The following is a 22,779-nucleotide window of genomic DNA, read 5'->3' on the forward strand; positions in this document are numbered from 1 at the left end:
CGGGCGGCGGCCGCTGCCGTCGATCAGTCCGGTGCGAGGTCGGCCGCTGCGCCGCGCACGCCGGAGCCCTTGACCGCTTGCATCAGCCACTCGCGGAACACGCGTGCGCTCGGATTGTCGAGCGTCTGCTCCGGATAGACGAGGTAGTAGGCGTAATCGGGAGTGAACGGCGCGTCGAACAGCACCGTCAGGCGTCCGTCGGCCAGCTCCGAGGCGACGATCGAGCGGCGCGCGAGCGCCACGCCGTGGCAGGCGACCGCGGCCTGCAGCATGCCGTTCGAATCGATGAACACGGCGCCCTTGTCGCCGCGCACGCCCTCCACTCCGTGATGCCTGAGCCAGCCGAGCCATTCCTTATGGCGCTCGTCGTGCAGCAGCGTGGTGCGCGCGAGGTCCTGGTACGACGCGAACGGCCCGAGCCGTTCCACCAGCCGGGGGCTGCAGATCGGATAGAGCGGATCGTCGAGCAGCAGTTCGGACTTGAGCCCCGGGTAGCGGCCGGTGCCGTGGCGCAGCCCGAAATCGATCTGGTCGTCGATGAAGGCGGCATAGCGGTTGGTCGTGCTGATGCGCAGGTCGACGGACGGCGCGTACTGCGCGAGATCGGACAGGCGCGGCACCAGCCATTGCATCGCGAAGCTGTGCGCGCAACTGACGGTGACGATGTCGGTGTGGTTCGCGTTGCTGCGCAGGCGGTCGGTCGCGCGCAGGATCAGGTCGAACACCTGCTGCAGTTCCTGCAGGTAGCGGCTGCCGTGCGGCGTGATGTCGATGCCGCGCGGCGAGCGCTGCAGCAGGCTCACGCCGAGTTCTTCCTCGAGCTTGACGATCTGCTGGCTGATCGCCGACGGCGTGACGTGGATTTCCTCCGCGGCGATCTTGATGCTGCGGTGCCGCCCGACGCTGACGAAGTAGCGCAGCGCACGTAACGAAGGCAGTGCGGAGTATCGGTTCGTGTCCAGACTCGACATGTTTGTCTGACTTTGCCTGAAAGTTGAGCGGTCGCGCCGCCGCAGGCAAGCCGCTCCGGACGCGGATAGGGGCCAGCCGCGCTGTCCGGCCGGGACGGAGATCGGCGATGCGCGGCGGCCGGCCGTGCCCCGCCCGCTCGCGCGTATCGTGTGGATGCAGCCGCATGGCGTGCGCCGGCCTCTCGCATCGGCGTGCCATGACTTCATCGTCGATCCGTCATGAATGACCGCGGCGCTCGTTCGGCGATTGCTCGACGAAGCGAAAACGCCAGCGGGATTATAAACAGCTATTGACGCACGGGCATGTTCGTGTTGGTCGCACCGCGCGGCCTGGACGCATACGGTGCGGCTGGCCTGCGCGGCCTGCGCCAGCTTGTCCGCTGCCTTGTCCGTGCGGCCGTGCCACATCTGCGCGTCGCCTGTCTCGGCCGGCATCGGCAGCTCGCCGTTCAGGGTTCGCGGTGGTCGACGCCTCGCCGTGGAGGCCGCTGCCGGCCGCGGCGGCGCTGCGCGGCAAGACGCCGATCGCCGTCTCCTGGGGCCATCAGCTGGAGGGCTGGCCGGGCGCGAACCGCGGCGCGCCGGCACCGCGCCGGCAAACAAACGGCGGCCCGCGGGCCGCCGTTGTCGTCTGCGCGGCGCGCGCTCACCGCGCGTCAGGCCGTGCCGTTGGTGGCGGGCGCGTAGCGCTCGAGCCAGTGCGCATACGGCGCCGGCAGCACCCACGACGGGCGCTCGACGCCGAGCTTCCTGCCCGCGTGATACGGCCAGTGTGGATTGGCCAGATGCGCGCGGCCCACCATCACCAGGTCGAGCTGAGCGTCGGCCACCGTGCGGTTGGCGATGACCGGATCATCGATGCCCCACGCCGAGGCCACCGGCAGCCCCGTCTCCTGCTTTACGCGCGCGGCGATCGGCGCGAGGAACGCCGGCCCCCACGGGATGTTCGCGGCCGGCGTCGAGAAGCCGATGCTGACGCTGAGCAGGTCCAGGCCGCCGCGCTTGAAGTCGCCGGCCAGGTTGATCGAGGCGTCGAGCGTGGCCGCGTCGTTGCCGTCGTATTCGATCACGCCGAAGCGTGCCGTCAGCGGCAGGCGCTCGGGCCAGACCTCGCGCACCGCCGCGAGCGTTTCGTTCAGGAAGCGGCCGCGCTTGGTCCAGCTGCCGCCGTAGTCGTCGTCGCGCTGGTTCGCGTGCGGCGAGAAGAAGCTCTGCGCCAGATAGCCGTGCGCGAAGTGCAGTTCGAGCCACTCGAAGCCGGCCGCCAGCGCGCGGCGCGCGGTGGCGGCGAAATCGGCGCGCACGCGCGCGATGTCGTCGAGCGTCATCGCGGTCGGCACCTTCGGCAATTGCGCGCCGAACGGCACGGCCGACGGGGAGAGGGGCTGCCAGCCGCCGGGCGCGCCGTTCGGGATGTGGTCGTCGCCTTCCCACGGGCGGTTCGCGCTGGCCTTGCGGCCGGCATGCGCGATCTGGATGCCGGGCACGGCGCCCGCGGCCTTGATCGCGGCGGCGATGCGCGCGAGGCCCTCGATTTGCGCATCGTCCCACAGGCCGGTGCAGGCGGGCGTGATGCGGCCTTCGGGTGCAACGGCGGTGGCCTCGACGATCACCAGGCCGGCGCCGCCGCGCGCGAGGCTCGTGTAGTGCGCGAGATGCCAGTCGTTGACGAAGCCGTCGGCGGCGCTGTACTGACACATCGGCGGCACCGCGATGCGGTTGCGCAGCTTGACGTCCTTCAGGCTGAACGGGGTGAACAATGCGGTCATGCGGTATGCCTCTCGGTCGGAAGCGGGGGCGCGCGCCCCGCAGGGAAACGATCGATCCGGACGGATGGGGTCCGATTTTCGGATCAGGGTTTGTACGGAGTGTAGATGTGCGAAACCATAATGAAAACCATCCATTGTTTATTTGATTGATAAATATATCTTATGGCTTGGCGGCGGGCAGGCGGGCAGCTCGCGCCGCCGGGCCGAGACCGGCCGGCCGTTTGCATGGGAATGTCGGCGCGAACAGAAACGCGCCGAGGGGAGGGGAGAACGCGCCGGCGGCCGGGCGTCGGCCGCGCGCCTGTTGCGTGTCCCATGCGGCTCAGGCCTGCCGCTCCCCTGCGAAGCGCGGCAGTGCTGATCGCGGCGAAACATTCGGCGACTTATTTCCCGATTTTTCTATTCAGAATTACCTCGGACGGCTTCAATGGCGGCATTCGATTCGCTCTCGATTCCCGCATTGTTTTGCGCGGCGATTCTATGCGAATTAATCCGACATATACCTTTCAGATTAAATACGTCATGTAATAAGATTGAGCGGCAGTCAGGTGTTTGTAATTATAGATTCCATAGAGAGAGGGCCGTTCATGACATCGCTATACATCACGGCAGCGCCGATTGGCGCCGTTCCCAAGTTTCTCGATCCGTTCGAGGCGACCTTTATTCCGTCTTTCCTGCTCGAGGGCTTTTTCGATGCCGACCGGTGTGCGTCGATTGCGGCCGATCTGAAGACGGACGGCTGGGAGGTGGTCCCGGCCGGTGGCCGGCTGCTGCAGGTCGGACATGCGCAACCGATCGACGAGCGCCTGCTGGCGGGCAACGCCCAGGCCGCCACGATCCGGCAGGCGCTGGAGGCGGCGCGGTGGACGCGGCGCGACGGTGCATGGCATCCGCCCCGGCTCGCGGCGCCGAACGCCGCGCACTTTCCGAAACCATGGCTCGCCGCGCTGTCGAATAAACTGGCACGCCGGATCGTGCTGCAATTGACCACTTACGGGTGGATTGTTTCGGAGCAAGGCGATTTGCTCTGGGAGCATGAGCGCCAGCACCATTATTTGCCGCCCGCATTGATCGAGGCGATTGAAAAAGAATCGCCGGCATTATTGAAGAATATGGAAGAGGCCGGCTGGATCGCCTGTGCGGCCGGTTATTGGCAGGCCGGCAAGGCGCGTTCGCCTTATCTGCCGATCACGCCGGAGGCGATCACCGAGGAAACCATTCGCTCGATGCGCGCGGGCGCGGCGGTGGTGCATCTGCACACGCGCGATCTCAGCGATCGTCGGCGCATCGAGATTCCGGGCCTGGGCGTGGTGACGGTCGGCTCGCAGCGCAATCAGATCGTGCTCGACGACTACGACGCCATCGTGCCGATGGTGAAGAAGCGCGAGCCGGCCGCGATCCTGAACCTGTCCACCAGCGTGCGCGGCGACCGCCACGGCGCTCGCAGCAAGCTGCGGCGTGCGCATCTGAAGTTCTACGACGACGTGGGCTCGGCGCCCGAGGTCGCCTCGCTGAGCCCGGCCGCGGTGGTGTTCCAGGGCGGCGGCGGCTACGACAACGCGCCGGATTTCCTCGATGCGCAGTTCGACCATTTCGAACGGGTCGGCACGCGTCCCGAGGTGGAAGTGTTCAATCACGCGATCGTCGACAACGCCACCTCGCTCTATCGCGACCGGCTGCTGCGCACCGGCAAGCCGGTGCTGTTCATGCTGGTGGCGGGCGTCGATCAATACCGGCGCGATCCGATCACCGGCGAGGTGGAAGACGACTCGCTGATCGCCCGCGTGGTGCGCGAGGAAATCTCGAGCCTGCTGGCCGACGAGAGCGCGGACTCGCACCGGCGCGCGGTCGAGCTCGCGATCGGGCAGCTGCGCCCGGTGGTCGAGCGGCTGCGGGCCAGCTTCCCGGTGTCGAAGATCTCGATCCTGCTGCCGGGGCCGATGCAGAACCTGCTGGTCGACGTGGCGCTGGGGCTCGGGCTCGACGGCATCCGCGTGGGGCTGGAGGACGGCCTGACCGTCAACGATGCGCGCGTGCCGGGCGGCGTGCGCAAGGCACGCGGTACCTGGGAACAGGTGAGCCTGGTGCGCGAGGAGCTGCTCGGCAGGGGCGCGACGATCCTCACGGCGGCCCAGGTGCGCGACATGTTCGGGCTCGGCATCAAGCCGGCCGCGCGTCGCGAGCGCGACCCCCAGACCGCGGCGGGCTGAGCGGGCCATGGCGATTTATCGACTCGGGGATCGCGTGCCGTCGATCCACCCCGACGCGTTCGTGGCCGATTCGGCGGACGTGATCGGCGACGTGCGGCTCGACGCCGACACCAGCGTCTGGTTCGGTGCCGTGCTGCGCGGCGACACGGAGCCGATCGTGATCGGCGAGGGCACCAACGTGCAGGACGGTGCGGTGCTGCATACCGAACGCGATCGTCCGCTGCATGTGGCCGCTCACGTCACGATCGGGCACCAGGTGGTGCTGCACGGCTGCACGATCGGCGACTACAGCCTGGTCGGCATTCAGGCGGTGGTGCTCGACGGCGCGCAGATCGGCCGCCAGTGCCTGGTGGGCGCGGGCGCGGTCGTCACGGCCGGCACCGTGGTCCCGGATGGCTCGCTGGTGCTCGGCGCGCCGGCCAAGGTGGTGCGGCCCTTGTCGGAGGCTGAACTCGCGCGCCTGCGCGGCAACATCGAGTTCTATGCCGACCAGCGGCGGCCGCAATACCTGCGCGAGCTGGTACGCGTGACGCGGTGAGCCGGCGGGTGTGGCCGCCCCGCGTGGCCACGCCCGCCCGCCGCACCGGGCCGGCGCAGGCCTGCCCGATGCCCGCCGCGCGCCTAGTCCGGCTTGCCGCCGTAGGCGTGTGCCTGCGCCAGCAGCCAGCCGCGAAACGCGTCGAGCGGCCGGCTATGGCTCAGCTCGGTCGGATACACGAGGTAATAGGCCGCGTCGTCGGCGGCGGCCAGCCGTGCGGCCGCCGCCGACGGTGCCACGTAGGGCACCACGATGCCGAGCTGGCGCTCGCGGCCGTCGACGAAGAACTTCGGCACCAGGGCGATGCCGAGCCCCGCTGCCGCGGCGCTGATCAGCATGGTATGCAGCTCGTAGCGGTCGCCCTGCATGGTGCCGGGTTGGTCCACGCCGAGCGAGGCGAACCAGCGTGCCCAGCCGTCGGGACGCGTGGTGGAATGCAGCAGCGGGTAGGCCAGCAGCTCGTGCGGCTTGCGCACGGGCCGCTTCAGCAGCGCCGGCGCGCAGACCGGCACGACTTCCTCGCCGAACAGGTAGTCGGCCGACGCGCCGGGCCAGGTCGGCTTGCCGTAATGGATCGCCGCCTCGAAATGCGATTCCGCGAACGAGAAGATGCCGGTGCGCGCCCCCATGTTCACGCGCACGTCGGGGGTGCCGTCGTAGAAGTCCTTCAGGCGCGGAATCAGCCATTGCGAGGCGAAGGTGGGCAGCACCGCCAGCTCCAGATAGCCGCCGCCGCTGCCGTGCGCGATGATCGAGAGCGTGTCGCGGTCGAGATGCTCGAGCGCGCGCCGCACCTGGGTGCTATACAGGCGCCCCGCGCGCGTGAGCACCACGCGCTGCTTGGCGCGCACGAACAGGCGCACGCCGAGGCCGGCCTCCAGCGTCGCGATCTGCCGCGAGATCGCGCTTTCGGTCAGGAACAGCTCGCGCGCCGCGTAGGTGAAGCTCTCATGGCGCGACGCCGCCTCGAATGCCAGCAGCGCGCCCATGTTCGGTATCTTGAACTTGCGCATGATGATTCCAAAAACGCATCAAGTCCCGATTTTATCTCGCTTTACGCCGGCCCCGATCGTTTCGATAATGCAGCGGGCTCAAGCGAGGCGGCGCCTGCGAATCGGGCGCGTGCCGCGCGCGGCCGGCCCGCCGGCGAGCCCGCCCCTGTTCCGACGAGAGACCCGATGCGCAATCCCAACCTCGACACCCTGCTGTGCGCGCTGCTCGGCCCGGCTACTGCCGATGCGCTGTTCGCGACGCTGGACCTGCCGCCGTGCCTGGCCGATTGCGAGCCCGGCAGCGTCACGCGCGCCGAGCTCGCGCAAGCCATGAACATGGCGCTGTTCGAGGGCCTGCTCGAACGCTCGCCGAACGGCCGCGCCTACACGCGCGAGACGGTCGAGGCGGGCGGCTCGGTGTGCTTCGATCACGGCGCGCTGCGCACCGTGCGCTGGCACGACAACGGCGCGCTGCCGCCCGGCGAGGCCGCCTTCGCACGCATCCTGCGCCCGCTCGGGTTCCGCCCGAACGGCCGCTATCCGCTCGACCGGCTCGGCATGACGGGCCGCGCCTACGCGCACGAGGACGCGCCCGAGCACATCGCCCAGTTCTTCGTCAGCGAGCTGCACCCCGAGCGTTTCTCGGCCGCGTTCCAGCACGCCGTCTCTAACGTGGTGTGCAGCTCGCGCGATCCGCTCACGCCCGAGGCCGCCGCCCTGCTCTGGGAGCTCGAGCGCGACGGCACGCTGCCGCTCGCGGCCGCGCAGCGGCTGCTGCCGGTGCTGGTGGGCGCGTTCGCGCGCCAGCACGACGTGCCGGCCGTGGCGGACTACGAGGTGCTGCTCGCCGAATCGGCCGAGATGGCCTGGATCGCGACCGAGGGCAATGCGTTCAACCACGCCACCGACCGCGTGGCCGACGTGTTCGCGCTGGCCGAGGCCGAGAAGGCCAAGGGCCGGCCGATGAAGCCCGAGGTCGAGCGTTCGCGCTCGGGACGCGTGTTCCAGACCGCCTACCGCGCCGACATCGTCGAGCGCGAGTTCCGGACCGCCGACGGCCGCCTGCTCTCGCGCAGCGTGCCGGGCTCGTTCTACGAATTCATCACGCGCAAGCGCGAGTTCGATCGCGCCACGCAGCGCTGGACGCTCGACCTGCGCTTCGACGCCGGCAACGCGCAGGGCATCTTCCGCATGACCGCGAACGCGGGCGGCTGACGCGGCGCCGGCCCGAGCCTGCAGTCCGGCCGGGCGGCCTCCCGGTGCCGGACTTGATGAGCAAACCGCAAGAGGTGGTGCGCAGATCTCGTTTGATCCGCGCGTATTGGCTGCCGAGAATCACTTGCCGAGCACGAGCCGGCCGCCTGCGGCGGCGTCCCGCGCCGAATCGGCGGGACCGAACCCGCAGCCCCGAGCCCGCAATGCGCATTGCCCGACTCGCGGCGCCGCCGGCCCGTCGCCGCCGTCACGGGATTCGCGAAGCGAATGCCCACCGATAAGGAAGCGCCCGATGAAGATTCGTTCGAGATTCGCCCGCCGCATCGTTGCGCCTGCCGCGCCGGCCCGCGCGCGGTTCGCCCGCGGCGCCGGCCGGATCGTGAGCCGCGCGATGCAGCAGGCCGAGCCGGCGGCGCCCGCCGGCTATGACGCGCCGCTCACGGCGGCGCGCCACGACCGCATCAGCGGCGCCATCGCCTTCCCGGTCACGACGCGGCAGGGCGCTGCATGACGCCGGATGCGCAGGACCCGATACGGCGCATGGCGCGGCTCGGCCCGAAGCGCGCCGTGCGCGGGCGCATCGGCGCATCGCGGACCAGCCCGGCCGGCATCGCGCGCCGGCCGCCCGCGGCCTCGGTGCGGCAGCTTCTTCCTGTTTCCCTTTCCCGACTCTCCATAGGTGGCAACGTGAACGCAACCCGCATCCTTTCCGAACTCGGTATCGAGCGTCTGGCCGACTCGGGCGACCTCATCGTCCATTCGCCGATCGACGGCCAGCCGATCGGCCGCGTGGCGAGCCGCTCGGCGGCCGAAGTCGACGCGGCGCTCGATGCCGCGCAGCGTGCCTTCCTCGCCTGGCGCGAGGTGCCGGCGCCGCGCCGCGGCGAGCTGGTGCGCCTGCTCGGCAACAAGCTGCGCGAGAAGAAGCAGGCGCTCGGCGCGCTGATCACGCTCGAATGCGGCAAGATCCTGCAGGAAGGGCTCGGCGAAGTGCAGGAGATGATCGACATCTGCGATTTCGCGGTGGGCCTGTCGCGCCAGCTGTACGGCCTGACCATCGCCTCCGAGCGCCCCGGCCACCGGATGGCCGAGACCTGGCATCCGCTCGGCGTGTGCACGGTGATCTCGGCGTTCAACTTCCCGGCCGCCGTCTGGGCGTGGAACGCGGCGCTCGCGCTGGTGTGCGGCAACGCGGTGATCTGGAAGCCGTCGGAGAAGACGCCGCTCACCGCGCTGGCGGCCCAGCAGATTCTCGACGACGCGCTGCGCGAATTCGGCGACGCGCCGGCCGGCCTGTCGGCCGTGCTCAACGGCGGGCGCGAGGTGGGCGAGCAACTGGTGGCCGATCCGCGCTCGAGTCTGGTGAGCGCCACCGGCAGCACCGCGATGGGCCGTGCGGTGGGCGTGGAAGTGGCGCGCCGCTTCGGCCGCTCGCTGCTCGAGCTGGGCGGCAACAACGCGGGCATCGTCTCGTCGACGGCGAACATGGAACTCGCGCTGCGCGGCATTCTGTTCTCGGCGGTCGGCACGGCCGGCCAGCGCTGCACCTCGCTGCGGCGCCTGTTCGTGCAGGCCGACGTCTACGCGGCCACCGTCGAGCGGCTCAAGGCGCTCTACGCGAAGGTGACGATCGGCAATCCGCTCGAGGCCGGCACGCTGATGGGGCCGCTCATCGACGGCGCTTCGTTCGCGCGCATGCAGGCCGCGCTCGAGCAGGCCCGCCGCGAGGGCGGCACCGTGTTCGGCGGCGAGCGCCATGCGGTGCCGGGCCACGACGGCGGCTTCTATGTGCGGCCGGCGATCGTCGAGATGCCGGCGCAGACCGAGGTGGTGCTGACCGAGACCTTCGCGCCGATCCTCTACGTGCTGAAGTACGAGCGCTTCGACGAGGCGATCGCCGCCAACAACGCGGCCGCGCACGGCCTGTCGTCGTGCGTGTTTACGACCGATCTGCGCGAGAGCGAGCGCTTCCTGTCGGCGGCCGGCAGCGACTGCGGCATCGCCAACGTCAACATCGGCCCGAGCGGCGCCGAGATCGGCGGCGCGTTCGGCGGCGAGAAGGAGACGGGCGGCGGGCGCGAGTCGGGCTCCGACGCGTGGAAGAACTACATGCGCCGCGCCACCAACACCATCAACTACTCGTCGGCGCTGCCGCTCGCGCAGGGCATCGACTTCAACCTCGGCTGAGCGCGAGGCACGCGCGCCTGGCTGACCCCGGCAATGGAGCCTCCATGAGTTCCCGCATCGTTGTCGTCGGCGGCGGCGTGATCGGCAGCGCGACCGCGTATTTCCTGCGGGCCTCGGACCCGAGCGCGTCGGTCACCGTGATCGAGCGCGACCCGACCTACGCGCGCTCGTCGTCGGCGCTGTCGGCCGCCTCGATCCGGCAGCAGTTCTCCACGCCGCTGTCGATCCGCATGTCGCTGTTCGGCATCACGTTCCTGCGCGAACTCGGCGAACGGCTCGCGGTCGGCGGCGAGCGCCCGTCGATCGGCCTGCACGAGGGCGGCTATCTGTTCCTTGCCACGCCGGCCGGCGAGGCCACGCTGCGCGAGAACCACGCGCTGCAGCTGGCCGAGGGCGCGCAGATCCGGCTCATGGCGCCCGACGCACTGCGCGCGCGATTTCCCTGGCTCAACGTCGACGATCTCGCCGCGGGCGCCTACGGCGAGCGCGGCGAGGGCTGGTTCGACGGCTACGGGCTGGTGCAGGCGCTGCGCAGGAAGGCACAGTCGCTCGGCGCGCGCTACCTGGCCGCCGAGGTGGTGGGGCTGGTGCGCGAGGGGCGCCGCATCACGCAGGTCGTCACGGCCGACGGCGAGCGCCATCCGTGCGATACCGTGGTCAACGCGGCCGGCGCCTGGGCGAAGCGGATCGCGGCGCTGGCCGGCATCGAGCTCCCGGTTCACGCACGGCGCCGCAGCATCTTCAACGTGTCGTCGCCGGCCCGGCTCGGCGCCTGCCCGCTGCTGGTCGATCCGGGCGGCGTGTATTTCCGTCCCGAGGGGCGCACCTACCTTTGCGGCAGCTCGCCGTCGCCCGCGCACGACGCCGACGACCTGCCGCTCGACGAGGTCGATCACGCGCTGTTCGACGAGGTGATCTGGCCGGCGCTCGCGCATCGCGTGCCGGGCTTCGAGGCGCTGCGCGTGGAGCGCAGCTGGTCCGGCTACTACGAGTACAACGTGTTCGATCACAACGCGATCATCGGCTACCACCCCGAACTCGAGAACTGCGTGTTCGCCAATGGCTTCAGCGGGCACGGCCTGCAGCAGGGGCCGGCCACCGGGCGCGGCGTGAGCGAGCTGATCCTGAACGGGCGCTACACCTCGCTCGATCTGTCCGAACTCGACTGGCGGCGCGTGCTGGAGCGGCGCCCGATCGTCGAGAAGAACGTGGTGTAACGGGAGCGCGGGCGATGATGTATGACTTCACCATGCCGTTTCGCGAGCCGGCCGGCTCGCCGATTCGCGAACTGTTCAAGTACCTCGGCCAGCCGGGGATGATCTCGCTGGCGGGCGGCTACCCGGCCGCCGGCCTGTTCGATACCGAGGGCCTGGCGGCCGCGGCCGAGCGCGCCTGGCGCCACCCGGTGCGCTGCCTGCAATACGGGCCGACCGACGGCCTGCCCGAGCTGAAGGCCGCGCTGGCCGCGCGGATGGCCGCGCGCGGCGCGCCCTGCAGGCCCGACGAGCTGGTGGTGACCACCGGCTCGCAGCAGGGGCTCGACCTGCTGCTGCGCGTGCTGGTGGCGCCCGGCGACGTGGTGCTGACCGAGCAGCCGGCCTATCCGGCCACGCTCGCGGCCCTGCGGCTGCAGCAGGCCAGCATCGTCACGCTGCCCACCGACCGCGACGGGCTCGACGTGCACGCGCTCGCCGCGCTGCTCGAATCGGGCCGCTGCGCGCGGCCCAAGCTGCTCTACACGGTGCCGACCTTCGCCAACCCCACCGGCGCCACGCTCACGCGCGAACGGCGCCTCGCGCTGCTCGCGCTCGCGGTGCGCCACGGCTTCGTGATCGTCGAGGACGATCCCTATGCCGAGCTGCGCTTCGCCGGCGCGCCGCTGCCCTCGCTGCTCGCGCTCGCCGCCGAGGTGCCGGGCGCGCGCGCGCACGTCGTGCATTTCGCGAGCCTGTCGAAGATCGTCGCGCCGGGGCTGCGGATCGGCTGGTGCGTCGCGCCCGCCGAGGTCGCGCGGCGCTGCACGGTGGCCAAGCAGACCGTCGATCTGTGCAGTTCGCCGTGGACCCAGGCGATCGCGGCCGAGTATCTGGACGGCGGCGCGCTCGACTCTCATCTGCCGCGCGTGGCGGCGGCCTATCGCGACAAGTGCGATGCGCTCTGCGACGCGCTCGACGCGGCGTTCGACGGTGCCATCACGTTTCACCGTCCCGAGGGCGGGCTGTTCGTCTGGGCGCGTGCCGCCGCGGTGGAGGCGGCGGCCTGGCTCGCGCAGGCGCTCGAGCGCAACGTGATGTTCGTGCCGGGCGGCGCGTTCTTCGCCGATCACGCCGATCCCGCGGCGCTGCGGCTGTCGTTCGCCGCGCCGGCGGCCGACGAGATCCGCGAGGGCGTGCGGCGGCTCAGGCTCGCGTTCGACGCGACGCTCGCGCAGGCGGGCGGCGCCAGCGCCGCGCCGCGCTGAGCGCGGCCGCCGCCGACACGGCTTCATGCCGGCGCGGACGGTGGCCGCCCGTCGCGTTCACGCCGTATAGCGCGAGGCGGCTCCGCGCGTGGACGGCGCCGCGGGGCAGGGCCGCGTCCGCGGCGATTGCGAGGATCGTTGGCCTCATCGAGGGCCGCCCGCAGCTGGCGGCCGGAACGCGGCCACGCCCAGCAGCGCGTCGCGCGAGGCGACGTGCGCCTGGCGGCCGCCGTGCGTGAGGCCGGACGCCTTCGTCCCGGCGGCGATGCCCGCGCCGTGACGGCCGGCGCGGCCCGAGGCCCGGCGCCGATTTCCAGAAGGCCGGCGCGGCAGGCGGCCTCGGGTTCGCCGCGAGCCGATCGTGGGCGCTGGCCGGGGCCAGCCAAATCCCGTGCCGGCCGGCAGCCTCCATTCCGCCACACCGCCACACCACCACACCACCACACCACCACACCACCACACCACCACACCGCCGCGCCGTTTCCCCCGCCCCTCATGCTGGCCCGAAACTTGCCCATTGGTAGCGCCGACCCCGCCGGGAAGCTTGCCGGATGGACCCGGCAGGTGGCTGCACCCACACGGCAGCGCGCCGATTTACCAAAACACCTCACGTCGAATTGTAATTTTTATAAAAAGGATGAATCCAATGAACGAGGTTCAATTCGTCAGACTGATTGCCGCCATGTTGTTCCTGATGGTCTGCTGGTCGGTGGTGGACGCGGTGCGGATCGCCGCGCGCAGTCCGATCGAGGGCGCGGTGCGACGTGCGCAGACCGTGGTCCGGCTGATGCGCGCGGTGGTCTACGCCGCGCTGCTCTACGTGCTCTCGGCGTGGTGCGCCTACGAGGCCTGGCTTGCGCCCGAGCTCGTCTCGTACACGCTCGTCACGCTGCTGGTGACGGGCGCCATGACCGGCTGCTACATCGGCTGGGTGTACCTGACCGTGCGGCCGCCCGTATGAGCGCTTCCCGCCACGCCATGCTTTCGCGCCGGAACGAGACGCCGGCGCGCCATCCCACCTGCAGGACCTGCCGATGATCGCCGCCCAGACCGCACAAGACGTTTTCACGGCGCTCACGCGCGCCGGCTTCGAGATCAGCCTGCCGCTCTCGCTCGCCCCGATGCGCGAGGACCGCGATTACCGTGCGCTGGTGGCGGCCGGCATCATCGGCCTGAACCTGCCCGTCCACGCCTGGGCCGACACCGAGATGTGGGCGGTGGTGGCCGCCTACGTGAACGTTCACGGCCTGGTGCCGATCAGCGAGATTCAGGCCGCGAAGCTGCGCCTGACGCCGTTCGAAACCTCGGCGGCCAATTCGATCATCGCGCTGGCCGCGCAGATCGCGTCGCTGGCGGCCGTCCCCGGCCGACGGGCCGCCTGACGCTGCGCGGCCCGTCATGAAACGACGTCAATTGAACAAGGCCCAGTTGCTGCCGCTCGCGCCCGATTACCAGCGGCGCGTGCAGCTGCGCCACCACCTCGCGCTGGCGGCGCTGCGCGAGGCGCGGGCCACGCCGGAGCAGCTGGCGCTGCTGCTCAGCACGGTGCAGATCGCTTATCTGCTGCGCGCGCCGGCCGTGCGCGACCAGTTGCAAGAGGGTGCCCACGACGGCCTGGACCTCTACCGCCGCGCCGAGCAGGCGCTCGAGCGCTGCTACGCGCGCCTGGGCGGCGGCGCGCCGATCGCGCTGCGCGACGACGAGCGCCGCGATCTCGAACGGCTCGTGACCGCCTACGACGCCAGGCTCGCCGGCCTGCCGTCGCATCGCTACGTCGACGCGCAGGCCGAGTTGCACCACTACGTGTTCACGGGCCGCTCGCCGATTCCGCCCGCCGCCGCCCCTGAGGTGGCCCAGCCATGAGCCCCGGCTTTTGCCGCCGCATTGCAAAAAACGCCGGTCCCGACCCGCGTGTCCGGCCGGTGCGCGCTTCATCCTTCGAGGTTTCCGCATGAGTTTCAGCATGAACGAAAAGCCCATGTCCTGTCCGCGCCCCGACGCGCCGCGCCGTGCCGACGGCATCGTGTTCCACCTGGCGCTCGGCGACAGCTGGATCGAGACGGTCGGCGTGCCGTTCGAATGCCGCGGCCGCGTCTGGGCGGTCCACCGCTCGCCGCTGGTGGCGCCCGACAGCCACCCTCGCTACACCGTGTCCGACGTCGAGACGGGACGCAGCTTCCGCCGCGTGCTCGAGCCCACCATCGAGGCCGCGCGCGCCGCGGCGATCGGCGTGATCGCCACCATGCCGCCGCCCGTGTGGAACAAGATGGTCCGCTCGCGCGACCATGCGCAGGTGGCGGCATGAGCGCGGCCGGCACCGACTATCGCGCCGAGCCGCGCGGCGACGAGGTCTCGCCGCCGGTGCGGGCCTCGATGCGCCTGCCGGCCTCGACGCGCCGCCATGGCCGCCTGGGCGGCGGCGATGCGGCGCAGCGGGCGCGCCGCTTGCTCGCGGAGGTCGAAAGACGAAAGTACCGCAGCGGCGGACGCGCACGTTAGAATCGCGAATCCGAATCCGCCCCCGCTTTCGGGGCACGCCGTGCCTGGTACGCCGGAGCCGGCCCTCGACATCTGAACGACTGAACATGACCCAGGACGACTCCGCGCCCCATGCCCCGGCGCTCTCCGACATCGAGCCACTGGAAAACGTGGCGACGGGCGTGCCGGGCCTCGACGAGATCCTCGGCGGCGGCTTCGTGCGCGGCGGCCTTTATCTGATCGAGGGGATGGCCGGCGCGGGCAAGACCATCCTGTCCAGCCAGATCGGCTTTCATCGCGTGCGCCAGGGCGAGCGCGTGCTCTACATGACGCTGATCGCCGAGTCGCACGACAAACTGCTCGGCCACCTGCGCGAGCTCGACTTCTTCGATCCGGCCGCCGTCGCGCAGAAGATGATGTTCGTGTCGGGCTATCACGAGCTGATCGAGGACGGCCTCGACGGCTTCCTCAGGCTGATCGCCGCGAGCCTGGCGAACTACCGGCCCGGCCTGCTGATCGTGGACGGCTTTCGCAGCGCGCGCGAGTTCAGCGAAACCGAGCTGTCGCTGTCGAAATTCATCCACGAGCTGAACGCGCTGGTGGCCGCGATGGGCTGCACCACGCTGCTGCTCGCGCCGCTGTCGGGCAACGAGCCGCATCCCGAGCACACGCTGGTGGACGGGCTGATCGAGCTGAACCGCTATACCGACGGGATGCGCCGCGCGCGCGAGATCGAGGTTCACAAGATGCGCGCGCGCAACCATCTGCTCGGCCGGCACTTCTTTCGCATCACCTCCAGCGGCCATGCGATGTACCCGCGCCTGGAGGCGCGCTTCGCCAACCTCGAGGACGAGCGCGACCTGCGCCAGCGGCTCGACACCGGCCTGCCGCATCTCGACCAATTGCTCGGCGGCGGCTTCGTGCGCGGCTCGACCACCACGGTGATGGGGCCGTCCGGGGTCGGCAAGACGCTGCTCGCGCTGCAGTTCCTGCAGGCCGGCGTCGCGCGCGGCGAGAAGGCGGTCTACCTGGGCTTCTACGAATCGCCGCAGCGGCTGATCGGCAAGGCCGAGACGGTCGGCATCCGGCTGCGCGAGGCGTTCGCCGACGGCCGCCTGGCGATGCAGTGGCAGCCGGCCGTCGAGCTCGAGGTGGACGAGCTGGCCGCCAACACGCTGGCGCTGATCCAGCGGCTCGGCGCCTCGCGGCTCGTGATCGACGGCATGGAGGGCTTCCGCGATTCGGCCCTGCGCCCCGCGCGCTTCGGCCTGTTCCTGAACGCCTTCAACCACGCGCTGCGCGACGCGGGCATCACCACGCTGCTGACCGAAGAGCTGCCGCTCTATGCGGACCCGTCGCACGGCAAGGGCCTGCGGCTGTCCGCGCTGACCGAAAACCTGGTCCTGCTGCGCTACGCGGAAACCGACGGCCGCCTGCGGCGCATGCTGTCGGTGGTCAAGCAGCGCGAGAGCGCGCACGACACCTCGCTGCGCGAACTGATCATCACGCCGGAGGGGCTCGACGTCACGCCGAACGCGATCGGCGCGGCGGGCCTGCTTTCGACCCAGGGGCTGACCGTGATGCACCGCCCGATAACGGATGGCTAGCCGTAAATGAAAACCATCCTGATCGTGGACGACGAGTTCGACGTGCTGACCGTGTGGCGCCTGCTGCTGGAGCAGTGCGGCTACGCGGTGTTCACGGCGTCCAACGGCGCGCTCGCGCTCGATCGTATCAGGGAGGGCAAGCCGGACCTGATCGTCACCGATTTCATGATGCCGGTGATGTCGGGCGGCGAGCTCTGCGCGGCGCTGGCGAACGAGCCGGACTGGCGCGCGATTCCGATCATTCTGTGCAGCGCGGCGGCGGATATCCCGCCCCAGCCCAATGCGTCGATCCTCTACGCGCGCAAGCCCCTGTCGTTCGACGTGCTGCTCGGGATGGTGCGACGCCAGCTCGGCGAGACGGCCGGCTGAAGGCCCGCCGCGGGCAGCACCGCGCGCGCGGCGCCGCGCCGTGCTGCGGGCCGGCCGGATTCGATCCCGCCCGGCGTTGCGGGACGTGAAAAAGCGTGCGCCGATCCCGCCGTCATGCGATAGTCGCGGTATTGCCCGCAACGAGCGGCTTTTTGTTCGTTGGTCTGGCCCTCTATTTTGTCCGGTTCCGCGCGGCGGAGCCCAACCGAGGAACGCCCACCCGATGCCGGACGAGATCCGACAGGGCGATGCCGCCGCGGCATCGCCGTTCGACGCTGCGATCCCGGCCGTGCTGGTCGCGCTGCGCGCCGCCACCGGCGAGCGGCATGAGCGGCTGCACCAGCTGATGCCGTTGTCGGCCGAAGCGGCCTGCCTGCACGATTACCTCGCTCATCTGCGTATCCTGCGCGCCTGGCTCGCGCCGCTCGAATCCTGGCTCGACGGCGCCGCGTCGTCGCCGCCGTCGCGCGACGGCTCGCTGCAGGCATCGGCCGCCGGTCTGCCGCCGGTGCCGCGCGTGGCGCTGATCGACGCCGATCTCGCCGCCGCACCGGCCGCCGTGCTGGCCGCGCTGCCGCCCGGCCCCGCGCCTGCCGCGCCGTGGTGGCCGGCTGATGCCGATGCCGCTTATCGCTGGGGCGCGCGCTACGTGATCGAAGGCGCCCAGATGGGCGGCGCGGTGCTCTACCACCAGTTGCACGAGCGGCTCGCGCCGCATCCGCTCGGCTTCCTCGCGGCCGGCCGCCACGGGCTGTCGGCGCGCTGGAAGGCGTTCGTGTGCTGCCTGGCGGCCGAGGTCCAGGCGCCCGCCGCGATCGCGGCGGCCTGCCGTGGCGCGACCGACGCGTTCGACCACCTGGTCCGGCTGGCCAGCCTGGCCGACGCCGAGCGCGGCGTGCCTGCCTGATGCGGACTGCCCCGATGCACGACCGTCTCGACGACCCGGACGAACCCGCCGCGCAGCCGGCCCCGCAATTCGCCGCCCCGCCCGGCCCCGGCGCGGCGGCGGCGGCCTTCGACTGCCTGCCGGACGCCTACCTGATCCTCAACGCGCGCCACGAAGTGGTGCTCGCGAACCGCCGCTACCTGAAGCTGGTCGGCGCGGTGCGCGAGGCGATCCTCGGGCGCCGCGTGCAGGACATCAACCAGTTCGGCGCCGATGCACAGCGCGAGGCGCGCCGCGAATGGCTCGACGCCACGCTGGAGCAACTGCCGCGGCGCGAAGCGGTGTGGTCGCCGGTGTTTCGCTACGAGATGCCGGTCGAGCACGAGAGCGGCGAATGGGTGACGGCGCCGCGCTACTGGCGCATCAAGGCGACGCTGCTCGATTCGTCCGAGCCGGGGCTGGCCGGCGCCGTCGCGATTCTCGTCAGCGAGGTGACCGAGCACGTCGCCGAGTACGAACGCGACCAGCGCGAGCGCGCCAAGCTGCGCTCGCAGGCGCAGCTGCGCCAGCTGGTGGCCGAGGAAGCGCGCGCCCAGCTGCGCGAGCACCAGGAGCGCCTGGAGATCGCCATGGCGTTCTCGCAGGTGGGCGCCTGGGAGCTCGAACCGCTCACGGGCGGCATCCAGTGCACCGACCAGTGCCGGACCAATCTCGGGCTGGGCATCGACGACCTGCTCACGCGCGAACGCTGGTTCGACGAGATCGTCCATCCCGACGACCGGGCTCGGCTGCACGAGGCGATGACGCAGGCGCTCGACATCCACGAGCCGTTCGAGGTCGATTTCCGGATCGGCTGGGAGCATGGCCCGGTGCGCTGGATCCTGGTGCGCGGCGTGGGCCGCTATCAAACCAACGGCGCGCTGAGCTCGGTGCACGGCTTCACGCTCGACATCACCGCGCGCAAGCAGGCCGAGCTCGAGACCCAGGCCAGCGCGGCGGCCGACAAGCTCGCCCGCGAGCAGAGCGACCGGCTCGCCACCGCGATGGATCACTTCATCACCACCGTCAGCCATGAGCTGCGCTCGCCGCTCAACGCGATCCTGAGCTGGTGCGAACTGATGCGGCGCTCGCCCGAGCCGTCGCTGGTCACGCGCGCGGGGGAGGTGATCAACCGCAACGGGCGCCAACTCGCGCACATGGTGGACGACCTGCTCGACAGCGGCGCGATCGTGACGGGCAAGCTGTCGGTGATCCCGCGGCCGATCGATCTCGGCGCGCTGGCCGGGATCGTGGTCGAGGACATGCGGATGATCGCCGAGGCCAAGGGGCTCGCGCTGGTCGCCGACCGGCTGATGCCGGCGATGGTGATCGCCGACGAGAACCGCATGAAGCAGATCGTCTGGAACCTGCTGTCGAACGCGGTGAAGTTCTCGCCGCAGGGCAGCCTCATCGAGGTGGCGATCACGCCACTCGGCGAGCGCGTCGAGCTGAGCGTGCGCGATACCGGGCGCGGCATCGATCCTTCGATGCTCGAACGCGTGTTCGAGCGCTTCCAGCAGTCGGCGGCCGACGGCGAGGGGCGCGTGGCCGGCCTCGGGCTCGGCCTCTGGCTGGCGCGCAACCTGATGGAACGGCAGGGGGGGGAGATCGTCGCCGAAAGCGCCGGGCTCGGCCACGGCTCGACCTTCCGCCTGTGGCTGCCGGAGTACCGCTGAGGCCCACGGCGGGCCGGCGGGCCGGGGCCGCCCGGCAATGCGCTTCGGCAGGGGACGGGGCGGCGTCAGCCGCTCGGGATTGCCCCGCGCGGCGTGCCGCGGCTCAGCGCTGGTAAGGCGGCGGCTCGTTCAGCACCGCCCAGAACATGCCGAGATCGTTGATCGCGGCCATGAAATCGTCGAACGCCACCGGCTTCACCACGTAGGCGTTCACGCCGAGGTCGTAGCTGCGCAGCAGGTCCTTCTCCTCGCGCGAGGAGGTCAGCATCACCACCGGGATGTGGCGCAGGCGCTCGTCGCCGCGCACGATCTTCAGCACTTCGTGGCCGTCGAGCTTGGGCAGCTTCTTGTCGAGCAGGATCACCGCCGGGCTTTCGTCGGGGCGCGCGGCCCACTTGCCCTCGCGGCGCAGGAATTGCAGGGCTTCCTCGCCGTCCCTCACCGATACCACCGGATTCGCAAGCCGCGTCTTCTCCAGCGCGATCATCGTCAGTTCGATGTCGTCGGGGTTGTCTTCCACGAGAAGGATCGGTCTTAACACGCTTGCTCCATTGACTTGATTCGCTGCTTCGAGTGTGGCGCTTTTACAAGGGCACCACCGGTTATTGCAGGGTGCGCGCCCGCCTGCCGGCGCGCCGGCAGCCTTACTTCGTCTGCTTCGGCACCGCGCGCGTGCGGCGCGCCGGCGCCAGCGCTTCGAGCCGCGCCACCGCGCTGTTCGAGGTTTCCTCTAGCTCCACCGCCGCGCCGGCAAACACGCGCGGCAGCGTAAACGAGATCGTCGCGCCGCGACCGGGCTCGCCGCGGGCCCAAACCTTGCCTCCGTGCCGCTCGATGATGCGTTTCACGGAAGCAAGTCCTATGCCAGTTCCGTCGAATTCCTCGACGTGGTGCAGCCGCTGGAACACGCCGAACAGCTTGTCCACGTAGCGCATGTCGAAGCCCACCCCGTCGTCCTTCACGAAGAACACGTCGTGGCCGGCCAGTTCGCGTTCGCCCTCGTAACGGCCGATTTCGATGTGGGCCACTTCCTGCGCAGCCGAGAATTTTACCGCGTTCTCGATCAGGTTACGCAGCACCAGATGGATCAGCACCGGATCGGCCGTGACGTGGCCGAGTTCGCCCACGCGCCATTCGATCCGGCGCGGCGCGGCGGCGCTGCCGCGGGCGGCGCCCTGGAGCGCGTCGCGCGTCTCGTCGGCGATCAGCGCGTCGGCCAGCGCGCGCATGTCGATCTTCTGCGGGCGCAGCGCCGAGCGGCCCATGCGCGAGAAGGCCAGCAGGTCGTCGACGAGCTTGCCGCCCAGGCGCGCCGAATTGACGATGCGCTCGACATAGTGGCGGCCGCGTTCGGACAGGTTCGCCATCTCCATCTCGCGCAGCAGGTCGGCATAGCCCACGATGTGGCGAAGCGGCGCGCGCAGGTCATGGGAAACCGTATAGGAGAAGCCTTCCAGCTCCTGGTTGGCGCGCCCCAGTTCGAGCGCGAGGTCGGCCAGCTCCTCGGCGCGGCGCAGCACGATGCCGAGCAGCGCGGCACGGAATTCGAGCGCGATCTCGCGTTCGGCCTGGCGCCACGGCGGCGAGTAGCCGCGCACGATGTCGGTCCAGACGTCGAAGCTCTTGCGCGGCGAGAGCGAATCGGCCATCGGCGCGAGCTTCTCGCGCGGGTCGCCGGCCCACTTGATGGTCTTCACCACCTCGGGCCGGAACCAGACGATGTAGTTGCGGAACAGCCGCGAGATCGAGACCGCGAGCGCGCCCGCGTAGTCCGGGTTGGCCTCGATCACCGGCACGTCGCGTGCGAGGTTGTCGGTCCAGAACACCTCCTCGATCTGCGTGTCGAGCCACTTCACGAGCTGGCCGACCTGCGCCTCCGGCGGCGTCAGGCCGGCCAGCACCACGCGGCCCTCGAACACGATCGCCACGCCCGCCGAGTGGGTGAGCCGCAGCAGGTCGCGCGGGTCCTCGGCGAGCGCGTCGACGAAGCTCTCGGTGTCGGCCATCGAGGCGAGCAGGCGCGCGTGCAGGTGGCGCAGGTCGAGCCGCAACTCGGCCTCGGCGTGCTCCTCCTTCGCCTCGATCTGCAGCGACAGCACCTGCGCGATGTGCTCGCAGGCGGTGCGCACCTCGAACGGCGGCACGCGCGCGGCGTCGTGGTGGCACGAGATCAGGCCCCAGAGCTTGCCGTTCACCACGATCGACATCGACATCGAGGCCAGCGTGCCCATGTTCTTCATGTACTGCACGTGGACCGGCGAGACGCTGCGCAGCGAGGCATAGGTGAGGTCGGTGGGGCGCTGCGTGGCCGGATGCAGCGGCGGCACCAGCCGCGCCGGCTGATAGTCCGCGTCGGCGATCAGGCGGATGCGGTTGCGCACGTAGAGCGCGCGGGCCTGGGCGGGGATGTCGGAGGCGGGGAAGTGCTGATCCGCATACGAGGTGTAGCCGGGCTCGATGCACTCGGCGATCACGTGGCCGTTGCCCTGCTCGTCGAAGTTGTAGACTAGCGTGCGGCCGAAGCCGGTGATGCGCTGCACCTCGGTGGCCGCGAGCCGCGCCAGATCGGCGGTGGTTTCGACGTCCTCGAGCCGGTTGATGAAGGTCCGCACCAGCGGATACATCGACGCGAACACGTCGCTGGTGCCGCGCGCCGGTTCCAGCTCGACGATCGCGACGCGCTCGTGGCGGTGGACCACGATCGCGAACGGCGAGCGGCGGGCGGTGCCGTCGGCGCGCGGATCGTCCATCGAGCCGACGTAGAGCGGCAGGCCGTTCGACTCGTGGCTGCGCAGTGCCTCGCTCACGGTGGCCGCCCAGTGCGCGCCCAGGAAGCGCGCGAGCGGCAGGCCAGGCAGCGCGTCGGGCGTGCCGCCCACCAGCTCGACGGCGTTCTCGCTCGCCTGAATGACGATGCCGGCATCGTCGATCGAAAACAGGAAGCCGTGGGGCTGGATGCCGCCCGGGATATGGATGGGTTCGCGCGCGCAATCGGCGCCGATCGAATCGGAAGCGGGGGGGAGCGGGGCTGCCATGGGCACTCCTGGCTGGGGAGCGGGCATTTTCGCACAGCACCACCGGGGCGCGGGCCGGGCGTGCGGCGCCGGCCCGGCCGGCGGCGGCCGCCGTCCGGTTCGCGCCGGGGCGGAGACGATATTCGGGATGGACCGGAATTCAAGGACAGACAACGACGCGGCGGGTCGTTTTAATAGGCGCATAGAGAGCCGTAACCGATTCGTCCAATTATTCAGCCAGGAGAGCCTGATGTCGAATCCGTCCGACCAGGGCGAAGCCGTGCGTCCGGTGTCGCGCGCCCACCCGCGCCGCGGCCCGTCGCTGCCGTCGCCCGGGCGGACCACGGCCGGGCGCTTGCCCGGCACG

21 protein-coding genes are annotated in these 22,779 nt (G+C 70.5%); 16 read left to right on the top strand and 5 right to left on the bottom strand.

The window, feature by feature from the left end:
* Positions 1 to 23 precede the first annotated feature (23 nt).
* Both gcvA and KS03_RS04940 read right to left on the bottom strand, forming a co-directional pair.
* Positions 24 to 971, bottom strand: coding sequence for a transcriptional regulator GcvA (gcvA, locus tag KS03_RS04935; RefSeq protein ID WP_015877890.1), 948 nt, complete (start codon positions 969 to 971; stop codon positions 24 to 26).
* Between the two features lie 656 nt (positions 972 to 1,627).
* Positions 1,628 to 2,740, bottom strand: coding sequence for an NADH:flavin oxidoreductase/NADH oxidase (locus tag KS03_RS04940; RefSeq protein ID WP_015877889.1), 1,113 nt, complete (start codon positions 2,738 to 2,740; stop codon positions 1,628 to 1,630).
* A 533-nt stretch (positions 2,741 to 3,273) separates the two neighbouring features.
* Here KS03_RS04940 and KS03_RS04945 point away from each other — a divergent pair.
* Positions 3,274 to 4,950 (top strand): 3-keto-5-aminohexanoate cleavage protein, encoded by a 1,677-nt coding sequence (locus KS03_RS04945; RefSeq protein WP_232252135.1) that lies wholly within the window; start codon positions 3,274 to 3,276, stop codon positions 4,948 to 4,950.
* A 7-nt stretch (positions 4,951 to 4,957) separates the two neighbouring features.
* Positions 4,958 to 5,488 (top strand): gamma carbonic anhydrase family protein, encoded by a 531-nt coding sequence (locus KS03_RS04950; RefSeq protein WP_015877887.1) that lies wholly within the window; start codon positions 4,958 to 4,960, stop codon positions 5,486 to 5,488.
* 83 nt (positions 5,489 to 5,571) lie between these two features.
* Here KS03_RS04950 and KS03_RS04955 read toward each other — a convergent pair whose 3' ends face one another.
* Complete coding sequence (locus KS03_RS04955; protein ID WP_017432804.1) at positions 5,572 to 6,501, bottom strand: LysR substrate-binding domain-containing protein; 930 nt, start codon at positions 6,499 to 6,501, stop codon at positions 5,572 to 5,574.
* A 165-nt stretch (positions 6,502 to 6,666) separates the two neighbouring features.
* Between KS03_RS04955 and KS03_RS04960 the strand changes: the two genes are divergently transcribed.
* The 14 genes from KS03_RS04960 (at position 6,667) to KS03_RS05025 (ending at position 19,398) form a co-directional block, all read left to right on the top strand.
* Positions 6,667 to 7,695, top strand: a complete 1,029-nt coding sequence (locus tag KS03_RS04960; protein WP_015877885.1) for a DUF1338 domain-containing protein — start codon at positions 6,667 to 6,669, stop codon at positions 7,693 to 7,695.
* Between the two features lie 292 nt (positions 7,696 to 7,987).
* Positions 7,988 to 8,206 carry a hypothetical protein gene (locus tag KS03_RS04965; protein ID WP_035979896.1) on the top strand — a complete coding sequence of 73 codons (219 nt, stop codon included), beginning with the start codon at positions 7,988 to 7,990 and terminating at the stop codon, positions 8,204 to 8,206.
* Between the two features lie 176 nt (positions 8,207 to 8,382).
* Complete coding sequence (amaB, locus tag KS03_RS04970; protein WP_015877884.1) at positions 8,383 to 9,882, top strand: L-piperidine-6-carboxylate dehydrogenase; 1,500 nt, start codon at positions 8,383 to 8,385, stop codon at positions 9,880 to 9,882.
* A gap of 44 nt (positions 9,883 to 9,926) precedes the next feature.
* Entirely contained in the window at positions 9,927 to 11,099 is a 1,173-nt protein-coding gene (locus KS03_RS04975; protein ID WP_015877883.1) for an NAD(P)/FAD-dependent oxidoreductase, read from the top strand.
* A gap of 17 nt (positions 11,100 to 11,116) precedes the next feature.
* Complete coding sequence (locus tag KS03_RS04980) at positions 11,117 to 12,343, top strand: aminotransferase-like domain-containing protein (RefSeq protein ID WP_015877882.1); 1,227 nt, start codon at positions 11,117 to 11,119, stop codon at positions 12,341 to 12,343.
* Positions 12,344 to 12,989: 646 nt separating this feature from the next.
* Positions 12,990 to 13,304 carry a hypothetical protein gene (locus KS03_RS04985; RefSeq protein ID WP_017425388.1) on the top strand — a complete coding sequence of 105 codons (315 nt, stop codon included), beginning with the start codon at positions 12,990 to 12,992 and terminating at the stop codon, positions 13,302 to 13,304.
* A 73-nt stretch (positions 13,305 to 13,377) separates the two neighbouring features.
* Positions 13,378 to 13,725: a hypothetical protein gene (locus tag KS03_RS04990; RefSeq protein WP_017425387.1), complete on the top strand. Its 348-nt coding sequence runs from the start codon at positions 13,378 to 13,380 to the stop codon at positions 13,723 to 13,725.
* A 16-nt stretch (positions 13,726 to 13,741) separates the two neighbouring features.
* The gene (locus tag KS03_RS04995; protein WP_230674596.1) at positions 13,742 to 14,206 is read left to right on the top strand and encodes a hypothetical protein; all 465 of its coding nucleotides are present in this window, start codon (positions 13,742 to 13,744) and stop codon (positions 14,204 to 14,206) included.
* Positions 14,207 to 14,306: 100 nt separating this feature from the next.
* Positions 14,307 to 14,648, top strand: a complete 342-nt coding sequence (locus KS03_RS05000) for a hypothetical protein (protein ID WP_230674595.1) — start codon at positions 14,307 to 14,309, stop codon at positions 14,646 to 14,648.
* Complete coding sequence (locus KS03_RS05005) at positions 14,645 to 14,842, top strand: hypothetical protein (RefSeq protein WP_017425386.1); 198 nt, start codon at positions 14,645 to 14,647, stop codon at positions 14,840 to 14,842. The genes KS03_RS05000 and KS03_RS05005 overlap by 4 nt, the downstream gene beginning before the upstream one ends.
* Positions 14,843 to 14,928: 86 nt before the next feature.
* The gene (locus KS03_RS05010) at positions 14,929 to 16,428 is read left to right on the top strand and encodes an ATPase domain-containing protein (protein WP_015877879.1); all 1,500 of its coding nucleotides are present in this window, start codon (positions 14,929 to 14,931) and stop codon (positions 16,426 to 16,428) included.
* Positions 16,429 to 16,434: 6 nt separating this feature from the next.
* Positions 16,435 to 16,797 (top strand): response regulator, encoded by a 363-nt coding sequence (locus tag KS03_RS05015; protein WP_015877878.1) that lies wholly within the window; start codon positions 16,435 to 16,437, stop codon positions 16,795 to 16,797.
* Positions 16,798 to 17,020: 223 nt separating this feature from the next.
* Positions 17,021 to 17,704: a biliverdin-producing heme oxygenase gene (locus KS03_RS05020; RefSeq protein WP_045678729.1), complete on the top strand. Its 684-nt coding sequence runs from the start codon at positions 17,021 to 17,023 to the stop codon at positions 17,702 to 17,704.
* A 14-nt stretch (positions 17,705 to 17,718) separates the two neighbouring features.
* A complete protein-coding gene (locus KS03_RS05025; RefSeq protein ID WP_015877876.1) occupies positions 17,719 to 19,398 on the top strand; it encodes a sensor histidine kinase in 1,680 nt (559 codons plus the stop codon).
* Positions 19,399 to 19,501: 103 nt separating this feature from the next.
* Here the strand turns inward: KS03_RS05025 and KS03_RS05030 are convergent, their stop codons facing one another.
* Both KS03_RS05030 and KS03_RS05035 read right to left on the bottom strand, forming a co-directional pair.
* Positions 19,502 to 19,939, bottom strand: coding sequence for a response regulator (locus tag KS03_RS05030; RefSeq protein WP_015877875.1), 438 nt, complete (start codon positions 19,937 to 19,939; stop codon positions 19,502 to 19,504).
* Positions 19,940 to 20,042: 103 nt separating this feature from the next.
* Positions 20,043 to 22,433, bottom strand: a complete 2,391-nt coding sequence (locus tag KS03_RS05035) for an ATP-binding protein (protein WP_015877874.1) — start codon at positions 22,431 to 22,433, stop codon at positions 20,043 to 20,045.
* Between the last annotated feature and the right edge of the window lie 346 nt (positions 22,434 to 22,779).

It is taken from the genome of Burkholderia glumae LMG 2196 = ATCC 33617 (genome assembly GCF_000960995.1).
GTDB lineage: Bacteria > Pseudomonadota > Gammaproteobacteria > Burkholderiales > Burkholderiaceae > Burkholderia > Burkholderia glumae.